Origin of the sequence: Amycolatopsis mediterranei (assembly GCF_026017845.1) — a bacterium.
GTDB classification, from domain to species: domain Bacteria; phylum Actinomycetota; class Actinomycetes; order Mycobacteriales; family Pseudonocardiaceae; genus Amycolatopsis; species Amycolatopsis mediterranei.
Window position 1 is genome coordinate 4,969,066 of sequence record NZ_CP100416.1, and the last position, 18,535, is coordinate 4,987,600.

Here is an 18,535-nt window from a genome sequence, read left to right on the forward strand (position 1 = left end):
GGCCGCCACCCGCGGGAAGCCGGGGCGGAGACACCCGTCCGCGGAAAGGGAGAGCCATGAAGGCAGTGACCTGGCACGGCAAACGCGACGTCCGCGTCGAAGAGGTGCCGGATCCGAAGATCGAGGAGGCCACGGACGCGGTCGTGCGGATCACCTCGACCGGCATCTGCGGCTCCGACCTGCACCTGTACGAGGTGCTGGGCGCGTTCATGACCGAGGGCGACATCCTCGGTCACGAGCCGATGGGCGTGGTCGAGGAGGTCGGGCCGGAGGTGACGAACCTCAAGCCCGGCGACCGCGTGGTGGTCCCGTTCAACATCTCCTGCGGCCACTGCTGGATGTGCGAGCGCGGCCTGCAGTCGCAGTGCGAAACGACCCAGGTCAGGGAGCACGGCAAGGGTGCCTCGCTGCTCGGCTACACCAAGCTCTACGGTCAGGTCCCCGGCGGCCAGGCCGAATACCTGCGGGTGCCGCAGGCCCACTACGGGCCGATCAAGGTGCCGGACGGCCCGCCGGACGAGCGGTTCGTCTACCTCTCCGACGTCGTCCCGACCGCCTGGCAGGCCGTCGAGTACGCGAACGTTCCGGACGGCGGCACGGTCGTCGTCTTCGGCCTCGGCCCGATCGGGCAGATGTCCTGCCGGATCGCGCGGCACCGCGGCGCCGGCCAGGTGATCGGCGTCGACCTCGTGCCCGAGCGCCTCGCCCGGGCCCGTGAACACGGCGCCACCGCGCTCGACACGCGGGACCACAAGGAAATCGGCGACTCGATCCGGCAGCTGACGAACGGGCGGGGCGCGGACTCGGTGATCGACGCGGTCGGCATGGAGGCGCACGGCGCCCCGGTCGGCAAGCTGGCGCACACCCTCGTCGGCCTGCTGCCGCAGCCGCTGGGCGAGAAGATCACCGAGAAGGCCGGGATCGACCGGCTCAGCGTGCTCTACGCCGCCATCGACAGCGTCCGCCGCGGCGGCACGATCTCGCTGTCCGGCGTCTACGGCGGGATGGTCGACCCGATGCCGATGATGGAGTTGTTCGACAAGCAGATCCAGCTGCGGATGGGCCAGGCCAACGTCCGGCACTGGCTGGACGACATCATGCCGGTGCTCACCGGCGACGGCGACCCGCTCGGCGTCGAGGGCTTCGCCACGCACAAGCTGCCGCTGGAAGAAGCGCCGCGTGCGTACGAGATCTTCCAGAAGAAGCTCGACGGCGCCCAGAAGATCCTGCTGCAGCCCGCCAAGTAACCCCGGGAGGAAGTTGCTCTTGCGAGCCGTCACCTCGCTGCCGTCCGAAATCACCGAGGAAGACCACGTCCGGATCCCGATGTCCGACGGGACCGTCCTGTCCGCCCGCATCTGGCGGCCGGTCTCGTCGGACACCGACCCGGTGCCGGCGATCCTCGAATACATCCCCTACCGCAAGCGCGACCTCACCGCGCCCCGCGACTCCATCCACCACCCCTACCTCGCCGGGCACGGGTACGCCTGCGTGCGCGTGGACATCCGCGGCACCGGTGAGTCCGAGGGCCTCCTGGCCGACGAGTACCTCGAACGCGAGCAGCTCGACGCCGAAGAGGTCCTCGAGTGGATCGCCGGGCAGCCGTGGTGCACCGGCGACACCGGGATGATGGGGATCTCCTGGGGTGCCTTCGCCGCGTTGCAGGTCGCGGCGCGGAAACCGCCGAGCCTGCGTGCGATCGTGATTTCGTCGTTCACCGACGACCGCTTCGCCGACGACATGCACTACATGGGCGGCTGCCTGCTCTCGGACAACGTCGCCGAGTCCGGCACGATGTTCGCCTACGCGACCCTGCCGCCCGATCCGGCGATCGTCGGGCAGCGGTGGCGGGAGATGTGGCTGGAGCGGCTGGAGAACTGCAGCCTGTGGATCGAGAACTGGCTCGGCCACCAGCGGCGTGACGACTACTGGCGGCACGCGTCGGTGTCGGAGAACTACAGCGACGTCCAGGTGCCGGTGCTGGCCTCGAGCGGCTGGGCCGACGGCTACTCCAACGCGGTGATCCGGCTCCTGGCCCACCTCGACGTGCCGCGGCGCGGCCTGATCGGCCCGTGGTCGCACAAGTACCCGCACCTCGGCGAGCCCGGCCCGGCGATCGGCTACCTCCAGGAGGTCGTCCGGTGGTGGGACCACTGGCTGCGCGGGGAAGAGAACGGCGCGATGGACGGGCCGATGCTGCGGACCTGGATGCAGGAGAGCGTGCCGCCGTCGACGTCCTACGAAGACCGCCCCGGCCGCTGGGTCGGGGAGGCCACCTGGCCGTCGCCGCACGTCAAACCGCAGGAGCTGCCGCTGGCCCCGCACCGCCTCGCGCGGCCGGGGGAGGCGGTGCCCGACGAGACGCTGACCGTGTCGTCGCCGCTGTCGGTCGGGCAGTTCTCCGGGAAGTGGGCGTCCTACAGCGCCCCGCCGGACCTGCCCTACGACCAGCGCGAAGAGGACGGCGGGTCGCTGGTCTTCGACACCGACGTGCTCACCGAGCGCTGCGAGATCCTCGGCTCCCCGAAGGTGCGGCTGGTGGTCTCGGCCGACCGGCCGGTCGCGATGGTGGCGGCTCGGCTGTCCGACGTCGCGCCGGACGGGCGGGCCACCCGCGTCACCTACGGGCTGCTCAACCTGACCCACCGCGACGGCCACGACGAGCCCGCGCCGATGGAGCCGGGTGAGCGCTGCTCGGTCGAGATCGAGCTGAACGCCGTGGCGCAGGTTTTCCCGGCGGGGCACCGGATCCGGCTCTCGCTGTCGACGTCCTACTGGCCGCTGGCCTGGCCGCCGCCGACGCCCGTGCTCCTGAGTGTCCACACCGGACAGAGTGCGCTGGAGCTGCCGGTGCGCCCGGTCGCCGAGCCGGACGAACTGCCGGCCCGGCCGTTCGGGGAACCCGAAGGCGCGCCGCCGATGTCCGTGACGGCCCTGACGCCGGGGGAGCAGCGCTGGACGGTCTCGCGGGACCTCGTCGGCTACCGGTCGGCGCTGGACATCGTGAAGAACGCGGGGACCGTCCGGTACGACGAGCTCGACCTGGAGGTCACCCGGGACGTCCGCGAGCGGTACAGCTGGGTCGCCGACGACTTCTGCTCCCCGGTGGCGGAAACCGCGTGGGACGTCACCTTCGCGCGCGGCGACTGGGTGGCGCGCAGCGAGACCCGCACGCGGGTGTCCTGCACCGATACCGAGTTCGTCGTCGATGCGCAGCTCGACGGCTACGACGGGGCGCGGCGGATCGTCTCGCGGAACTGGCACCGGCGGATTCCCCGGGACCTCGTCTGAGTTTCACCAACGCGTGACGGGGTACGCACCGGGTGTGCGCATCGTGATCACCGGGGCGACCGGGAACGTCGGAACGGCCCTGCTGGACGCGCTCGAGCCCGGCCACGACGTGGCCGGGCTCGCGCGGCGGCTGCCCGACACGACGGCCGAGCCGTACCGCCGGGCGAGCTGGCGGGCCGTCGACGTCGGCCTTCCCGGTGCGGAGGAGGAGCTGGCGGAGGTGTTCGCGGGTGCGGACGCTGTCGTCCACCTGGCGTGGGCGATCTCGCCGGTGCGCGGCGACCCGCCGATGTGGCGGACCAACGACCACGGCACCCGGCACGTGCTCGCCGCGGCGGCGGGCGCCGGGGTGCCGCACGTGGTCATCGCGTCGTCGGTGGCCGCCTACGGGCCGGCGCCCCGCTGGGAGAAGGTGACCGAGGACTGGCCGTGCGACGGCGTCCCCGGGAGCGCCTACAGCCGGGGCAAGGCGGCGCTGGAAACCCTGCTGGACCGGTTCGAAGAGGAGTACCCGCAGGTCGAGGTGGCGCGGATCCGGCCGTGCGCGATCCTGCACCGGAGCGCGGCCGGCGAGTTCGCGCGCTGGCTGCTCGGCCCGGCGGTACCCGCCCACCTCGTCGGCGGACGGCGGCTGCCGGTTCCGCTGTGGACGGACCTGCGCGCGCAGGTGGTGCACACCACCGACGTCGCCGAGGCGATCCGGCTGATCCTGGACACCGGCTTCACCGGCGCGGTCAACCTGGCCGCGCCGGAGGTGCTCGACGCCGACGCGCTGGCCGGTGTCCTCGGCGGAACCCGCCTCCCGGTGCCGAAGCCGGTGGTGCGGCTCGCGACCCGGGCGGCCTGGCTGGGCGGGGTGCTGCCGGTGCACCCGGGCTGGCTCGAGCTGGCCGACCGCGCCGCGCTCGGGGACACCACGCTGGCGGAGACCGCGCTGGGCTGGCAACCTCGGTATGACGCCGCGGCCGCGCTCGCCGACCTGGTCGCCGGGCTCCGGTCGGGCGCGGGGGCGGCGAGCCCGCCCCTGGCTCCGCCGCGCCGCGACGGGGTCCTGGCCCGGCTCCGCTCGCTCACCCGGGTCGGGCCGAGCCACCAGTCGCAAGCCTGAGCAGCCGGGAGGCCGCAGTGAGTACGGAAGCCGTCGACGCCGTGGTGATCGGCGCCGGGCACAACGGCCTGGTGGCGGCGAACCTCCTGGCCGACGCGGGCTGGTCGGTGCTGGTCCTGGAGGCGACCGAGCACGCCGGCGGTGCCATCCAGACCGCCGAGGTCACCGAGCCGGGCTTCCGCAACGACCTGTTCAGCGCCTTCTACCCGATGAGCGCGGTGTCGCCGGTGATCCGCGGCCTGCGGCTGGACGAACACGGCCTGCGCTGGCGGCACGCGCCCGACGTGCTGGCGCACGTGCTGCCCGACGACCGGTGCGCGGTCCTTTCCCGGGACATCGACCGCACGGCGGCGTCGGCCGACGAGTTCGCCCCGGGCGACGGCGACGCGTGGCGGCGGTTGTTCGAGCAGTGGCGCGAAATCCGCGAGCCGCTGCTGGACGCGATGTTCACGCCGTTCCCGCCGGTCCGCCCGGCGCTGAAGCTGCTGCGCCGCACCGGGACCGGGGACGCCCTGCGGCTGGCCCGGATGCTGACGCTGCCCGCGCGCCGCTTCGGCGACGAACTGTTCGCCGGCGAAGGCGCGAAGCTGCTGCTGGCCGGGAATTCCGCGCACAGCGACCTTTCCGTGGACAACGCCGGCAGCGCGGTGTTCGGCTGGCTGCTCGCGATGATCGGCCAGGACGAGGGTTTCCCCGTGCCCGAAGGGGGAGCGGGCGAACTCGCCGCGGCGCTGGTCCGCCGGCTGGAGTCGCGGGGCGGCAAAGTCCACTTCGGACGTCCGGCGCGGGAAATTCTCGTCGGCGGCGGGCGGGCGCTGGGGGTGCGGGACGCGGCCGGCGACCCGGTGCGGGCGCACAAGGCCGTGCTCGCCGACGTGCCGGCCCCGGTGCTGTACGGCGAACTGGTGGGGGAGGAGTGGCTGCCGTCCCGGCTGCTCGAGGACCTCGGCAAGTTCGAGTGGGACAGTGCGACGGTGAAGGTCGACTGGGCGCTGTCCGGCCCGATCCCGTGGACGGCCGCGGCGGCGCGCGGCGCGGGCACGATCCACCTCGGAACGGACCTCGACGGGCTCTCGGCGTTCGGGGGCGAGCTCGCCCGCGGCCGGACCCCGCGCCGGCCGTTCCTGCTGCTCGGCCAGATGACCACGAGCGACCCGACGCGCTCGCCGGCGGGCACGGAAGCAGCGTGGGCGTACACGCACGTGCCGCGCGGCACGGTGGAGAACCGGGCGACGCTGGACCGGCGGGTCAAGCGGATCGAGGAGATGGTCGAAGCGAACGCGCCGGGGTTCACGGAGCTGATCAAGGCCCGGTACCCCCAGGGACCGGCGGAGCTGGCGGGCCACAACCCGGGCCTGGTCGGCGGTGCGATCAACGGGGGGACGACGGCGATCCACCAGCAGCTGTTCTTCCGCCCGGTGCCGAGCACGGGCCGCGCGGACACGCCGGTGGACCGGTTGTACCTGGCGGGAGCATCGGCCCACCCGGGAGGAGCGGTCCACGGCGGCCCGGGAGCGAACGCGGCCCGCGCGGCAATGGCCCGGGCGGGAATGCTGGGCGGCGGCTATGCGGCGGTGATCCGGGCGGCCCACCGGGCGATCTACAGCTGAGACCGGGCGACGCTTGCGGGGCTCGGGTGCCCGGGTGCGCGGTCCATGGCTCAGGCCGGGAGCGTTTGAGCGGTGGAGTGGCTGGCCGCGCCGGTCTACGGCTGAGGCCGGGGCGCCGGTGATCGGCGGTTGCCCGGCACAGTCGAGGGGCTCCGTTCCGGCGCGGCCGAACTCGCCTCCAGCTGGATTCAGCCTTGCGCAGTCGAACCCTGCTTCCCACCGGGCTTCAGTCCCCCGCCGCCAAATCTCGATCCCCGCCGGGTTCGGTGGGCCCGGCTGAACCTCACCTCCCGCGCGGGGGCGCCCCCCGGATCCAGCGTATCGGCGCACACCGACAAAAACGGCGTTGCCGCTGCTCCGGCGTCCCGCGCCGGGACGGTTCCGGCCGGCCCACCCCAGCGCGAGCTCAGGGGGCCGGGTGGCCGTGCTCGGCGCGGGCGTACTTGCCCGTCGCCAAGTCCGCCAGCCGGGCCAAGGACTCCGTGTTGCGCGGCTTCGCGATCAGCGCCTGCACCGCCGCCGGGAGCACCTTGCCGGGCCCGCGGACGATGTGCTCGGTCATCCGGACCAGCGTCTGCCCGTCGCCGTGGGGGACCAGCGTCAGGCCGACCGCGGCCGCGCCCAGTGGCCAGCCGTGCGCCTCCAACGACAGCGACAGGCCCGGCTCGACCGCCCGGACCACCGTCACGTCCTGGATGTGCACCGGCCACGGCCCCACGCTGTGGTGGATCCGGGAGCCCACCGCGGGCCAGTCCTCGTCGACGTCGCGGATGTGGGAGCTGCCGACCACCCAGCCGGCGTAGAGCCAGCCGTCGGCGAGCACCGCGAACACGGCGTCGGGCGGTACGTCGATCACGCGGCTGACCTCGGACACGGCTTCCTCCTGGTTCGGGGTGACGAAACAGGCATACCCACTCCCGGACGGGGTATGCCCGCCCGGACCGAGCAGGAGGTGGCGATGGTGGCCAGACACGGAAAAGAACCCGAAGGACCCGGGGACCTGTCGAAGCGGTCGTGGGGTGCGGCGCTCAAACGGACGTTCAAGCAGTTCAACCGGGACAACCTCACCGACTGGGCGGCGGCGCTCACCTACTACGGCGCGCTGTCGCTGTTCCCGGGCATCATCGTGCTCACCGCCATCCTGGGCCTGCTCGGCCCGGACAAGATCCAGACGGTGATCGACAACGTCAACCAGCTCGTCCCCGGCCAGGGCAAGGACATCCTCGTCGGCGCGATCAAGGAGCTGACGGGCTCGCGCAGCCTGGCCGGCCCGCTGGCGATCCTGGGCCTGCTGGGCGCGCTGTGGTCGGCGTCGGGCTACATCGGCGCGTTCATGCGGGCGTCGAACGCGATCTACGGCATGCCCGAGGGACGGCCGATCTACAAGGTCGTCCCGCTGCGGGTGGCGCTGACGATCGCCATCGTGGTGCTGCTGGCGCTCTGCGCGCTGGGCGTGGTCGCGACCGGCTCGGTGGCCCGCCGGCTCGGCGACCTGATCGGGCTGGGGTCGACCGGGGTCCTGGTGTGGGAGATCGCGAAGTGGCCGGTGATCGCGCTGCTGGTGAGCGTGGCGTTCGCGCTGCTGTATTGGGTGGGGCCGAACGTGCGGCAGCCGGGGTTCAGGTGGCTGACGCCGGGCGGGCTGCTGGCCGTGGTGCTGTGGGTGCTGGCGTCGGCCGGGTTCGCGCTGTACGTCGCGAATTTCGGTTCCTACAACAAGACCTACGGTTCGCTGGCCGGGGTGATCGCGTTCCTTGTATGGTTGTGGATCTCCAACCTCGCGATCCTGCTGGGGGCCGAGCTGGACGCGGAGCTGGCCCGCGGCCGCACGATCGAGGCGGGCCGCGTGGAGGACCAGGCGGAGCCGTTCCTGCCGCCGCGGGACACGAAGGCGATGGACGACGACGAAGCCGCGGCGGTGGCGGAGTCCGAACGGAAGTGAGCGGATGGCCTGCCGGATCACCGAACTGGTGCTGGACTGCCACGACCCCGACCGCCTCGCGGAGTTCTGGTGCGCGGTCCTCGGCTACGAGGTGATCGGCCACGAGCCGGACGGTCTCGCTCTGGGCCCGGCGGGCGCCCGGTTCGGCGAAGGCCCGCTGACCCTGATCCTGGCCCGGACGGAGAACCCCCGCCGGGGCAAGCTCCCGTTGCACCTCGACGTGAGCCCGGCGGGGGTCGACCAGGAGACGGAGCTGGCGCGCTTGACGGCGCTGGGCGCCCGCCCGGCGGACGTGGGCCAGACGGGGGAGGAGTCGTGGGTGGTGCTCCAGGACCCGGAGGGCAACGAGTTCTGCTTGCTGCGCACGGACGTGGGCGAGGCCTGAAGCCGACTGCCGCTGCGGGCGAGCGCCTCAGCGGCCAGAACCGGACTTCAGCGATCGTCGGCCGCGCAGCGGCGCCACTGGACCTGGTCGCCGGCTCGGTCGGCGTGCCACACCGGTGCCGCCTCCGGCTCCCAGGTCGGGATCAGCTGGTCCGGCACGATCCGGCCCCGGGCCACCCGGCCGAACAACTCCACCCCGTCCCGCCGCCGGGCGGCCGGGATCCACGCCGGGAACCGCGTGCGAGGCAGTTTCCGCTCGATCCACTCCCGTGCCGACCCCTCACTCCCGTGGTCGGACTCGACGATGCTCGAGACCGGCCCGCCGTCGCCCACGGTGAGGCTGATCGACGCGCGCCAGCGCACTCGAGAGGAAGTCATCCTCTCCAGGTTCCCCGACGACCGCGGCCGCGGGCCAGTACACGTTCGGATGGATCCCACCGGGCCTCCCACTCCACACCGTCACGACGCACCGTCACGACGCCTTCAGCAGCCGCGCGCACGCCTTCTCCAGCACCGCCCGTGCGTCGTCCCCGTCGAGCTTCGCCGCGCGCTTGAGCGCGGGCGCGATCGTCCGTTCGGCGCGGTAAGCCTCCACCAGCCGGGGGTCCACATAGGACGATCGGCAGACCGCGGGGGTGTTCCCGAGCGCCGTCGAGACCTCCTTCATCACCTTCGCCTCCGCGCGCTTGCGGGCCGTTTCGGACGTCGGGGGGTCCGCCGCGGCGAACGCCGCTGCCGCCAGGACCGTCGCGTTCCACGTCCGCATGTCCTTCGCCGTGCAGTCCTCGCCCGCCAGCTCCTTGAACCGCTCGTTGATGTCCGCGGCGTGCACCTCGTGCCACGTGCCGCCCTCGCGGTAGACCAGCAGGCGGTCGCTGCCGGACCGGCTGCGCAGCAGCGACTTCATCACCGCGGCCAGCTCGGCGTCGCAGATGGCCACCTCGCGGTCCAGGCCGCCCTTGGCGACGTAGCAGAACCGGCACTCGTCGCCCCGGACCGCGGCGTGCGAGCGCAGCAGCGTCGCGACGCCGTGGGTGCCGTTCTCCTCCGCGTACTCCTCGCCGCCGGTGCGGAAGATGCCCCGGTCGAGCATGCGCAGCGCCGCCGCCAGCACCCGCTTGCGCGTCAGGCCGGGTCCGGTGAGGTCTTCCGCCACCGAGGCGCGCCACTGCGGCAGCCGGCGGGCCATCTGCAGCACGCGGTCGTGCTTCTCCTCGTCCCGGTCACGCCGCCACTGCTCGTGGTAGAGGTACTGGCGCCGCCCGGCGTCGTCGGTGCCGACCGCCTGGACGTGCCCGTTCGGGTACGGGCAGATCCACACGTTCTTCCACGCGGGCGGGATGACGAGGTCCTTGATCCGGGCCAGCAGCTCGGCGTCGGTCACCGGCGAGCCGTCGGGCATGGCGTAGGAGAACCCGCGGCCGCGGCGGATGCGCTTGATGCCCGGGCCGCGCAGGTCACTGCGCCGGAGTCTGATGCGTCCCACCGCCGCGAAATACCCGCCCGGCGTACGGGGAAACCATGATTGCCGCCCGCGGCGGTGGGTAGCCAGCGCAGGAGCACCGGAAGGAGCACGGATGACCGGCATGGTCGAGGAAGTCACCGAGAAGGCGAAGCGCGTTCAGCGCAGCTACGCCGGCGACGAGGACCGCCCGCTGGGCGGGTACGTCCTCGCGATGGGCGCCTACAGCGGGCTGGTGGGCGGGCTGACGCTGCTCGGCCGCGCCCTCGGCGCCCGGCTGCCGCAGCGGTTCGGCGCCGGCGACACGCTCCTGCTGGGCGCGGCGACGTTCAAGGCCAGCCGCCTGCTGGCCAAGGACGCGGTCACCAGCCCGCTGCGCGCCCCGTTCACCCGGTACGAAGAGCCGGCCGGCGACGACGAGCTGAACGAATCCGTCCCCGCGAAGGGACACGTCGAGCACGCCGTCGGCGAGCTGGTTTCGTGCCCGTTCTGCCTGAACGTCTGGGTCGGCACCGGGCTGGCCGCCGGCCTGGTGATCGCGCCGCGCGCGACCCGGCTGGCGGCGACGGTGCTGACGGCCGTCGGCGTGGCCGACGCCCTGCACCTGCTGTACGACGCCGGCAAGAAACTGGCCTCCGGGTGACCCAGGCCCGGCGGGGGACGTTCCTCGGTGCAGAGGGGAGGAACGTCCTCCGCCGGCTCAGGCGGGGCCGCGGCGCAGCGGGCGGACCGCCGGGCCCTGCACCACTTCGCCGTCGACGCCGAAGCGCGAGCCGTGGCAGGGGCAGTCCCAGGTCTTCTCCGCGTCGTTGAACGAAACCAGGCACCCCAGGTGGGTGCAGTGCGCGCCGACCGTGTGCAGCTTGCCTGCGTCGTCGCGGTGGGCCGCGACGAGCTCGCCCCCCACGCGGACGACTTCGGCCTCACCGGGCTGGAGGTCGTCGAGCTTCTCGGACCGCCACAGCGCGGCGAGGTGGTCGCCGACCAGGTACTTCGCGACGGTGAGGTTGTCCTGGGCCACTTCGAGCACGGAACGGGCGTCGAAGCGGTTGGGGTCGAACAGGTCCGCGGCCGGGTGCGGCTCGCCGAGGATCCGCGCCGCCAGCACGTGGCCCGCGGCCGTGCCGCCGGTCATGCCCCACTGGCCGAACCCGGTGGCCACCCACAGGTCCTTCGTCCCCGGCAGGTAGCGGCCGACGTAGGGCAGCAGGTCGGGCGTGGACATGTCGTGGGCGGACCAGCGGTGGGTCACCCGGTGCACGCCCGCGTGCGCGTCCGCCCAGTCCGCGAGCCGCCGGTACCGGCGTTCGACGTTGACGTGCGCGCCCACCCGGTAGTGCTCGCCGCCGGCGATCACCATCGGCGTGCCCCGTTCGGTGTACCCGCGCACGGAGTGGTGCGTGTCGGCGTCGAGGAACATGCCCTCGGGCGCGGTGCCGCCCGCCGCCGGGCCGGCGACGACGAGGTCGCGCACCGGGTCGAGCCGGGCGAAGTACAGGCCGCGGTCCAGCACGGGGTAGTGGGTCGCGACGACGACTTCGCCGGCCACGACGTCGCCCCGCGAAGTGCGGACGGTCTGGCCGTGGAGTGCGGTCGCCCGGGCGTGCTCGACAATGGTGCCGCCCGCCCGCTCGATCTCGGCGGCCAGGCCGAGCAGCCACCGGCGCGGGTGGAAGTGCGCCTGCCCGGTGGTCCGCACGGCCCCGAGCGCGGGCACGTCGAGCGCGACTTCCTCGGTGAACGACGCCGGCAGGCCCGCCGCGGCGGCCGCGTCCGCTTCCCGCTTGAGGGCGTTCACGGTGCTTTCCCGCGTCGTGTAGACGAAGCTGTCCGCGCGGGTGAAACCGCAGTCGATGCCCAGTTCCGCCGCGGTGGCCGCGATCCATTCGAGCGCCGCCGTCTGGGTTCCGGCGTAGGCCTTCGCGGCGCCGGCGCCGTGGCGGGACATCAGATCCGCGTACTTGGCCCCGTGCTGGGCGCTGACCTTCGCGGTGGTGTGGCCGGACACCCCGGCCGCGACCCGCTCGGCCTCCAGCACGACGACCGACCGGCCGGCGCGCGCGAGCAGCAGCGCGGTGGTGAGCCCGGCGATGCCCGCGCCGAGCACCACGACGTCGGCGGACTCCGGCACCGGCACGCCGGTGCGGTCCGGGGAAGGGGCGGTTTCCACCCACAGCGAGAGCGGTTCGGGCAGAGCTGTCATGCCTGCGAATGCCCGCTCAGGACCCGATCAAACGGGCCATCCGGCCCGTTTGGCGCGCTCAGCACGTCGGGTAGCCCCTGCGCATGAGTACCGACATCTTCGTGATCGGCCTGGACGAGGAGAACCAGCGCGTACTGGAGCGCCTGCCGTGGGCCGGCGGCTACCGGTTCCACGGCCTGCTGACCCCCGGAGAGCTGCAGCACGGGGAAATCGACTTCGAAGCGCTGTTGAAGACGGCCCAGCACGAACTGGACGCGTTCGACGGCGAGATCGGCGCGATCGTCAGCTATTGGGACTTCCCCGCCGCCTCGCTCGTGCCCATCCTGTGCGCCCGCTACGGCCTGCCCAGCGTCTCGCTGGAAGCGGTGCTGAAGTGCGAGCACAAGTACTGGAGCCGGCTCGAGCAGAGAACGGTGATCGACGAGCTGCCGAACTTCGGCATCGTCGACCTCGACGACGAACAGCCCGCTCCGCCCGAGGGCGTCGGCTACCCGATGTGGCTCAAGCCGGTGAAGTCCTTTTCCTCCGAACTCGCCTTCAAGGCCGAGAACGCCGCCGAATTCGCCGACGCCGTGGCCGAGATCCGCGCCGGGGTCGGCCGCGTGGGCGAGCCGTTCGGCTACGTGCTCGAACAGGTCGAGCTCCCGCCGGAGATCGCCCGGGTCGGGGGCGCCGCGTGCCTGGCCGAAGAAGCGCTGCACGGCGTCCAGGCGGCCATCGAAGGGTACGTCTACCAGGGCGAGGTCACCGTCTACGGCGCCCTCGACTCGATCAACTACCCGGACAGCTCGTCCTTCCTGCGCCACCAGTACCCGGCGCAGCTGGGGGAGGAGCCCGTCCAGCGGATGCGGGACGTCGCCGAGCGGGTGATGAAGCAGATCGGCTTCGACAACGGGACCTTCAGCATCGAGTTCTTCTGCGACCCCGAGTCCGGCCAGGTCGCCCTGCTGGAGATCAACCCGCGGCACTCGCAGTCGCACGCGGAGCTGTTCGAGTTCGTGGACGGCATCGCCAACCACGAGATCATGGTGCGCCTGGGCCTCGGCCAGGATCCCGGCCGCCGCCCCACCAAGGGCACCTACCAGATCGCCGGCAAGTGGTACCTGCGCCGGTTCGAGGACGGCGTGGTGACGCGGGTGCCGACGCCCGAGGAGATCGCCGCGGTGCAGGACCGCATCGACGGCACCCAGATCCAGATCGTGCCGGAGGCGGGGCAGCGGCTGTCGGACCTGCCCGAACAGGACAGCTACAGCTTCGAGCTGGCGCACCTGTTCGTCGCGGCGCACACCGAACACGAGATGATCCAGAAGTACCAGGCGTGCGTGGACGCGCTGCCGTTCGAGTTCGCCGAAGCCTGACGCCGGCACGCGAAAAGCGGGGGTCGCGTTCGGACAGTCCGAACACGACCCCCGCTTTGGCGTCCGCTCAGCCCGACTGCGGGTCGCTGTCGTCGTGCTCGTCGCCGCTCGACGTGCCCTGCTCGCCGCGCAGCGTCTCGCGCTGGGCTTCCGGCGTGTCGCCGTGCGGGTCGTCGCCGCGGGGGCCTTCGGCGGGGTCGGTCGGGTGCTGAGTGCGCTCTTCGGATGTCATTTCGTGCCTCTCCTTCCACGGTCCTTTCCGTACCGGGTACCCGGCCACGCCCGGCTCAACCGTGGGCGTTTGCCGTGATGATCGCCGGGTAAGCCGGGTCGACGCGGTTGTCCGCCGGCGATCGCGCCGGGACCGCGGCGAGTGAAGGAGACCCAGATGACCACGTCGGCGGAACCCGTCCGCACGGGCCCCTTGGCCGCCCGGTCCGTCATCCACCAGCCCGTGCCTGCCGCTCCGCGGATGCTGCGGCTGCCCGGCGTCTACCGCCCGCAGGAAGACACCGCCCTGCTCGCGTCGGCGATCGCCGAACTGGCGATCCCGGCCGGCGCGCGTGCGCTCGACCTGTGCACCGGCACCGGTGCGCAGGCGATCACGCTGGCCCGCCGTGGTGCGGGAACCGTGCTGGCGGTGGACCTTTCGCGCCGGGCGCTGGCTTCGGCGCGGCTCAACGCGCTGGTCCGGCAGCTCGCCGTGCGCCCGTGCCGGGGAGGCCTCGCCAGAGCCCTGCGCGAGGGCCCGTTCGACGTCGTCGTCGCCAACCCGCCGTACGTGCCGTCCCCGGCGCCGACGGTCCGGTCCACCCGGGGCTGGGACGCCGGCCCGGACGGCCGCGCGCTGCTGGACCCGCTGTGCGCCGCCGCGGGCACGCTGCTGCGCCCGGGCGGGACCATGCTGCTCGTCCACTCCACACTGTCCGATGTGGACAAGTCGCGGGAAATGCTTGCTGCCCGAGGATTGCGGGTGTCGGTGGTGCGGCGCACCCGGATCCCGTTCGGCCCGGTCCTGTCCGGACGGACGGAGTTCCTCGAGGCGGCCGGGCTGATCGAGCCGGGCCAGCGGGTGGAAGAGCTGGTGGTGCTGCGTGCCGACCGCTGAGCGGGGTCCCCGCCGGGTGACCGTTGTCCCGGGCGGCCCGGTGCTGGTGGAGGGACCGGTCGAGCTGTGCACCCCCGAGGGTGAGCTCGTGCGGTCCGACCGCTTCCTGGTCGCGGTGTGCGCGTGCCGCCGCAGCAAGCGGTTCCCGTTCTGCGACACCAGTCACCGCAAACGCGTCCGCACCCAGGCAGACGACTGACGAGGGTGGCCTCCCGGAACGATCCGGGAGGCCACCCTCGTCAACGCGTCAGGTGCGCAGCGAGGACTTCCCGGCCTTCCAGCGGCTCAGCACCTGCTCGCCGAAGCGGCCCTCGAGGAACTCGGTCGCCTGGATGCCGAACACGACGTCGGCGGCCAGCTCGGGCTCCTGCTGCAGCAGGTCGCCGAGCACGTCGTGGCGCATGACCTGCTCGTGGACCGCGTCCGCCTCGATGTGCTCGGTGTAGAAGAACCGGCACGCCTCCGGCGCGTCCAGGCGCCGCAGGGCCTGGTCCATCCGCTGCGCCGACGGTGCCGTCGTGATCTCCGCCGCCGCGAAGTGCCCGCACAGCGCGCCCCGCAGCGACCGGTGCAGGCCGAACATCGACATCGTGTTGACCACCGCCAGCATCGCGCCGGGAACCTGGTCGATGAGCTCGAGGTAGCCGTCGGGCAGGCCGGCCGCGCGCAGCAGGTCGGCGTAGAGGCGCGCGTGCATCAGCTCCGCGCGGCCGCCGCCGAACTCGTCGAACTCCACCGCCACCAGCGCGGCCTTGGCACGGCCGCGCAGCCGGGGGATCACCCACGCGTGCGGGTCGGCTTCCTTGTGGTGGTAGATCGAGCGGTGCGTGAAGTACTCGCGCAGCTGCGTCCAGTCGCCGTGGTCGCGCAGGTAGTGCGAAACACCTTCGACGTCGATCGGTTCGACCAGCAGGGCGTCGAGTGCGGCCGGCACGTCGTCGCCGCCGGTCACGTTGTCGCGGAGCGCGGCGAGGAACCGCGCCTCGAGCGCGCCGCGCAGGCGCAGCAGTTCCGGGTCCCATTCCCAATCGGGGGACACGCCCGGCAGGCCCTGGTAGTGCAGTTCGTAGCACAGGTGCAGGGCCAGCTGGAGGTCGTCGCCGAGCGGGTCGGCGTCCGCGAGGCCGTCGAAGTCCAGGTCCGCCCGCGGGTGCTCCCGCAGCAACGTGGCGAGCACCGAGTCCGAGAGCGGGCCCCGGGCGGCCGGCAGGGTGGCCGCGCCGGCCGTGGTGGAAGTCGTCATGATCCCGGCTACCCGGTCAGCAGCGTTCCATGCGCCACGGGCACGGTCGCCGCGGCAAGCCACCGCACCGCCGTCATCCCGTCGTCGGCGACCGCGCGCTGCTGCGCGGCCCCGGTGCCGCCGGACCGGACCGCGTCGACGAGCTTCCGGACCTCGGCCAGGTCCCCGCTTTCTTCCAACGGCGTCCGGACGTGCTCGAGGAGTTCGTCGACGAGGGTCCACGCGGGCCGCCGTGTCCCGGCGGCGGCGTCCACGAGCTCGCCGGAGAGCCCGTACCGCGCCGCGGCCCACACGGCCGCCGCCGCCACCTGCGGGGACAGCTGAGCCGCCTCCCGGCCGGCGGCGAGGTCGGTCAGGGCCCGCTGCACCAGCGCGCGGCTGAGCAGGGCCTGCAGCACCGCGTGGTCGACGGTCAGCGCGGTGTCGGCGACCCGGAACTCGACGGTGGGAAACCGGCCCGACGGGCGGGCCAGCCAGAACGTCTGGTCCGGGTCGACGAGCGCGCCGCAGTCGACCAGCGTCTCGACGGCCCGGCGGTACTCGGCGTGCCCGCGCAGGTGCGGGGCGACGCCGGAGCCGGGGAAGCGGGACTGCAGCACCATCCGCCAGCTGTCGTAGCCGGTGTCGCGCCCGTGGTCGAACGGCGAATTGCCCGAAAGGGCGAGCAGGGTGGGCAGCCACCGGCCGAGGTGGTTGACGACGGCGACTGCGGTGTCGGGATCGGGCACCCCGACGTGGACGTGGCACCCGCAGGCTTCGTAGTCGGCGACGACCGCGCCGTAGGCGGCGTCGATCTCGGCGTAGCGGCCGGTGCTCGCGGGCGGCGGCGTGGCCGGACCGGGCCCGACGGGCGTGCCGGTGGCCAGCAGCGCGCAGTCTTCGGCCGCCGCGGCACCGGCCAGCACGCGGCGCGCGGCGGTCAGCTGGTGGCGGAGCTCGTCCGCCGTGGTGCAGACGCCGCTGGCGGCTTCGAGCTGGGTGAGCCGCAGTTCCCGGTGCATCCGGACGCCGTCGGGCAGCGGGCCGTGGTGGCGGTACCGGGCCAGCACCGGTTCGGCGCACGGCGAAGCTTGCCCGGTGCGGGGGTTCACGAGGAGGAACTCCTCTTCGACACCCATCGTGGGCGGGCCGTCGGACATGGGCGGGCTCCTTCCGGACCGGCTGGGGTTACCCGTTCCGGTGGCGTAAATGCGTCCGGGCCCGCGGCTTGTTTCGCGAGGAGGGAGCCCCGGGTATTTCGCACCCATGACGACCCACGAGCGGCTGCGGGTGGCCGGGGCGGCTGCCCCGCCGGTAGACCGCCTGCCCGCACCCCGCGCCCCGTCCGACGGCGACCTGGACAGCCGGATCCGGTGGAAGAGCCCCGACGCGGTCGTGGTGGAGGTCGCGGGCGAAGTGGACCTCTGTTCGGTGGCCCAGCTGGCGGCGGTGCTGGACGAGCACGTCCGGGCCCGTCCCGGCGTCCTGCGGGTCGACCTGGGACAGGTCCGGTTCCTCGGCGCCGCGGGCATCCGCGTCCTGCTGCGCGCCCACCGGCACGCCGAGGCCGCGGGGGTCCACCTGGTCGTCGATCCTGGTGGGTCGCGTGCCGCGGTCCGGGCGCTCGAACTGCTGGACCGCCTCCAGGGTTAGAACGCGCTCGGGAGTTCCGGACGGTCCGTTCGCCGGGCGATTGCCGGAACTCGGCGAGCCGCTTCCTACCGACCGAACGCCGGAGGGCGCGCGCGCCTAGTCGCCGGTGAGCAGGTCGACGACATCCTCGGCGCGCTGCCGGTCGGCGAACCGCCGCCGCTGCCGGTCGGCACCGCCGCCCTCGGCCGCCAGCCGTGCGGTTCCTTCCCGCGCGAAGTCGAGGTCTCCGGCCGCTTCCAGCGCGGGCGCCACCAGCTCCACGAGATCGTCGAGCACCGCCTTCGCCGGCTCCAAGTCGCCGCTCTTCGGGTGGGGGCAGCAGCCCGTGACGCCCTCTCGCGACGCGCGCCAGAGCTGGGCCCGGAGCACCTCGTTCGACAGCTGGGGTGCGGGCGCGTCCTCGGCCAGCGCCGTGGCGACCAGGCCGCGGGCCAGTACGCCCAGCAGCACCGCGTCTTCCGGCACCGCGGCGACGTCGGCGATGCGGAACTCCAGCGTCGGCTGCTTGTCCGACAGCCGGACGTCCCAGTAGATCATCCCGCGGTCGAGGATCGAGCCCGCGCGCAGCCAGCCGTCGACGATGCTTTCGTACTCGTCCAGGGAGGCGAACCGCGGCGGCGGTCCCGCCGACGGCCACCTGCTCCACTGCTGGTAGCGCCAGCTGCAGTAGCCCGTGTCGTAGCCGTCGGAGATGGCCGAGTTCGCGGTCACCGTGAGCAGGGCGGGCAGCCACGGGCGGATCCGGTTCAGCACCTGGACGCCGCTTTCCTTGTCCGGGATCGCGACGTGCACGTGGCAGCCGCAGGTGAGCGACGTCCGCGCGGTGGCGCCGAAGTGCTCGGCCATCCGCTCGTAGCGCGGGTTCGGCGTGATGACGGGCGGGTCCGCCTCGAACAGCAGCGGGGACGCGGCGGGCAGCACGCGGTAGCCGCGCCGCCGGGCGGCCCCGGACAGGTCTTCGCGCAGCCCGCGCAGCTGGCGCAGGGCTTCGGTGTGGGTCCGGCAGACGTCGGTGGCCGCCTCGGCCTGTGACCGGGTGAGCTCGTGCTGCAGCTCGCCTTGGTCGTCGCCGGCGGCTTCCGCGGCGTCGACGACGTCGTCGCCGGCGTGGGACAGGTGCCCGCGGCGGTCGACGACGAAGAACTCCTCTTCGATGCCGAACGTCAGCACATCGCCCGTCGGTTGGTTCACCGG

The 18,535-nt window shown here is 73.1% G+C and carries 19 protein-coding genes; 11 read left to right on the forward strand and 8 right to left on the reverse strand.

Translation table 11 applies throughout. The features are described from left to right. Window positions 1-56: 56 nt before the first annotated feature. The 4 genes from ISP_RS22940 to ISP_RS22955 are packed head-to-tail and all read left to right on the forward strand — an operon-like array spanning window position 57 to window position 6,009. Window positions 57-1,247, forward strand: coding sequence for a zinc-dependent alcohol dehydrogenase (locus tag ISP_RS22940; RefSeq protein ID WP_013226129.1), 1,191 nt, complete (start codon window positions 57-59; stop codon window positions 1,245-1,247). Between the two features lie 19 nt (window positions 1,248-1,266). Further along, window positions 1,267-3,291, forward strand: a complete 2,025-nt coding sequence (locus ISP_RS22945) for a CocE/NonD family hydrolase (protein ID WP_013226130.1) — start codon at window positions 1,267-1,269, stop codon at window positions 3,289-3,291. A gap of 34 nt (window positions 3,292-3,325) precedes the next feature. After that, on the forward strand, window positions 3,326-4,399 hold the full coding sequence (locus tag ISP_RS22950; protein ID WP_013226131.1) for an NAD-dependent epimerase/dehydratase family protein: 1,074 nt from the start codon (window positions 3,326-3,328) through the stop codon (window positions 4,397-4,399). Window positions 4,400-4,416: 17 nt separating this feature from the next. After that, window positions 4,417-6,009 carry a phytoene desaturase family protein gene (locus ISP_RS22955; RefSeq protein WP_013226132.1) on the forward strand — a complete coding sequence of 531 codons (1,593 nt, stop codon included), beginning with the start codon at window positions 4,417-4,419 and terminating at the stop codon, window positions 6,007-6,009. Between the two features lie 406 nt (window positions 6,010-6,415). Here the strand turns inward: ISP_RS22955 and ISP_RS22960 are convergent, their stop codons facing one another. Beyond that, a complete protein-coding gene (locus tag ISP_RS22960; protein ID WP_013226133.1) occupies window positions 6,416-6,883 on the reverse strand; it encodes an SRPBCC family protein in 468 nt (155 codons plus the stop codon). A 54-nt stretch (window positions 6,884-6,937) separates the two neighbouring features. On the opposite strand from ISP_RS22960, the gene ISP_RS22965 reads away from it, so the two are divergent. Then, a complete protein-coding gene (locus ISP_RS22965) occupies window positions 6,938-7,951 on the forward strand; it encodes a YihY/virulence factor BrkB family protein (RefSeq protein WP_013226134.1) in 1,014 nt (337 codons plus the stop codon). Between the two features lie 4 nt (window positions 7,952-7,955). After that, a complete protein-coding gene (locus ISP_RS22970; protein ID WP_013226135.1) occupies window positions 7,956-8,336 on the forward strand; it encodes a VOC family protein in 381 nt (126 codons plus the stop codon). Between the two features lie 47 nt (window positions 8,337-8,383). Here ISP_RS22970 and ISP_RS22975 read toward each other — a convergent pair whose 3' ends face one another. Both ISP_RS22975 and ISP_RS22980 read right to left on the reverse strand, forming a co-directional pair. Beyond that, window positions 8,384-8,713, reverse strand: a complete 330-nt coding sequence (locus tag ISP_RS22975) for a hypothetical protein (RefSeq protein WP_230468900.1) — start codon at window positions 8,711-8,713, stop codon at window positions 8,384-8,386. Between the two features lie 94 nt (window positions 8,714-8,807). After that, window positions 8,808-9,821, reverse strand: coding sequence for a DNA topoisomerase IB (locus tag ISP_RS22980; RefSeq protein WP_013226137.1), 1,014 nt, complete (start codon window positions 9,819-9,821; stop codon window positions 8,808-8,810). Between the two features lie 91 nt (window positions 9,822-9,912). Here ISP_RS22980 and ISP_RS22985 point away from each other — a divergent pair, with 91 nt between their 5' ends. Then, window positions 9,913-10,440 (forward strand): DUF1360 domain-containing protein, encoded by a 528-nt coding sequence (locus tag ISP_RS22985; RefSeq protein ID WP_013226138.1) that lies wholly within the window; start codon window positions 9,913-9,915, stop codon window positions 10,438-10,440. A gap of 57 nt (window positions 10,441-10,497) precedes the next feature. Here the strand turns inward: ISP_RS22985 and ISP_RS22990 are convergent, their stop codons facing one another. Next, the gene (locus ISP_RS22990; RefSeq protein WP_013226139.1) at window positions 10,498-12,000 is read right to left on the reverse strand and encodes an FAD-dependent oxidoreductase; all 1,503 of its coding nucleotides are present in this window, start codon (window positions 11,998-12,000) and stop codon (window positions 10,498-10,500) included. Between the two features lie 83 nt (window positions 12,001-12,083). On the opposite strand from ISP_RS22990, the gene ISP_RS22995 reads away from it, so the two are divergent. Further along, entirely contained in the window at window positions 12,084-13,358 is a 1,275-nt protein-coding gene (locus tag ISP_RS22995; protein ID WP_013226140.1) for an ATP-grasp domain-containing protein, read from the forward strand. Window positions 13,359-13,425: 67 nt separating this feature from the next. Here the strand turns inward: ISP_RS22995 and ISP_RS23000 are convergent, their stop codons facing one another. Next, window positions 13,426-13,590, reverse strand: coding sequence for a hypothetical protein (locus tag ISP_RS23000; RefSeq protein WP_014467084.1), 165 nt, complete (start codon window positions 13,588-13,590; stop codon window positions 13,426-13,428). A gap of 156 nt (window positions 13,591-13,746) precedes the next feature. On the opposite strand from ISP_RS23000, the gene ISP_RS23005 reads away from it, so the two are divergent. Next, window positions 13,747-14,466, forward strand: a complete 720-nt coding sequence (locus ISP_RS23005) for a methyltransferase (RefSeq protein WP_013226141.1) — start codon at window positions 13,747-13,749, stop codon at window positions 14,464-14,466. Beyond that, the gene (locus ISP_RS23010) at window positions 14,453-14,665 is read left to right on the forward strand and encodes a CDGSH iron-sulfur domain-containing protein (protein WP_013226142.1); all 213 of its coding nucleotides are present in this window, start codon (window positions 14,453-14,455) and stop codon (window positions 14,663-14,665) included. The genes ISP_RS23005 and ISP_RS23010 overlap by 14 nt, the downstream gene beginning before the upstream one ends. 48 nt (window positions 14,666-14,713) lie before the next feature. On the opposite strand, the gene ISP_RS23015 is transcribed toward ISP_RS23010, so the two are convergent. Next, window positions 14,714-15,709 (reverse strand): iron-containing redox enzyme family protein, encoded by a 996-nt coding sequence (locus ISP_RS23015; RefSeq protein ID WP_013226143.1) that lies wholly within the window; start codon window positions 15,707-15,709, stop codon window positions 14,714-14,716. An 8-nt stretch (window positions 15,710-15,717) separates the two neighbouring features. Beyond that, a complete protein-coding gene (locus tag ISP_RS23020; protein WP_037374546.1) occupies window positions 15,718-16,848 on the reverse strand; it encodes a carboxylate-amine ligase in 1,131 nt (376 codons plus the stop codon). A gap of 106 nt (window positions 16,849-16,954) precedes the next feature. Here ISP_RS23020 and ISP_RS23025 point away from each other — a divergent pair, with 106 nt between their 5' ends. Beyond that, complete coding sequence (locus ISP_RS23025; protein WP_013226145.1) at window positions 16,955-17,341, forward strand: STAS domain-containing protein; 387 nt, start codon at window positions 16,955-16,957, stop codon at window positions 17,339-17,341. A 96-nt stretch (window positions 17,342-17,437) separates the two neighbouring features. Here the strand turns inward: ISP_RS23025 and ISP_RS23030 are convergent, their stop codons facing one another. Continuing rightward, on the reverse strand, window positions 17,438-18,532 hold the full coding sequence (locus ISP_RS23030) for a carboxylate-amine ligase (protein WP_013226146.1): 1,095 nt from the start codon (window positions 18,530-18,532) through the stop codon (window positions 17,438-17,440). Window positions 18,533-18,535 lie beyond the last annotated feature (3 nt).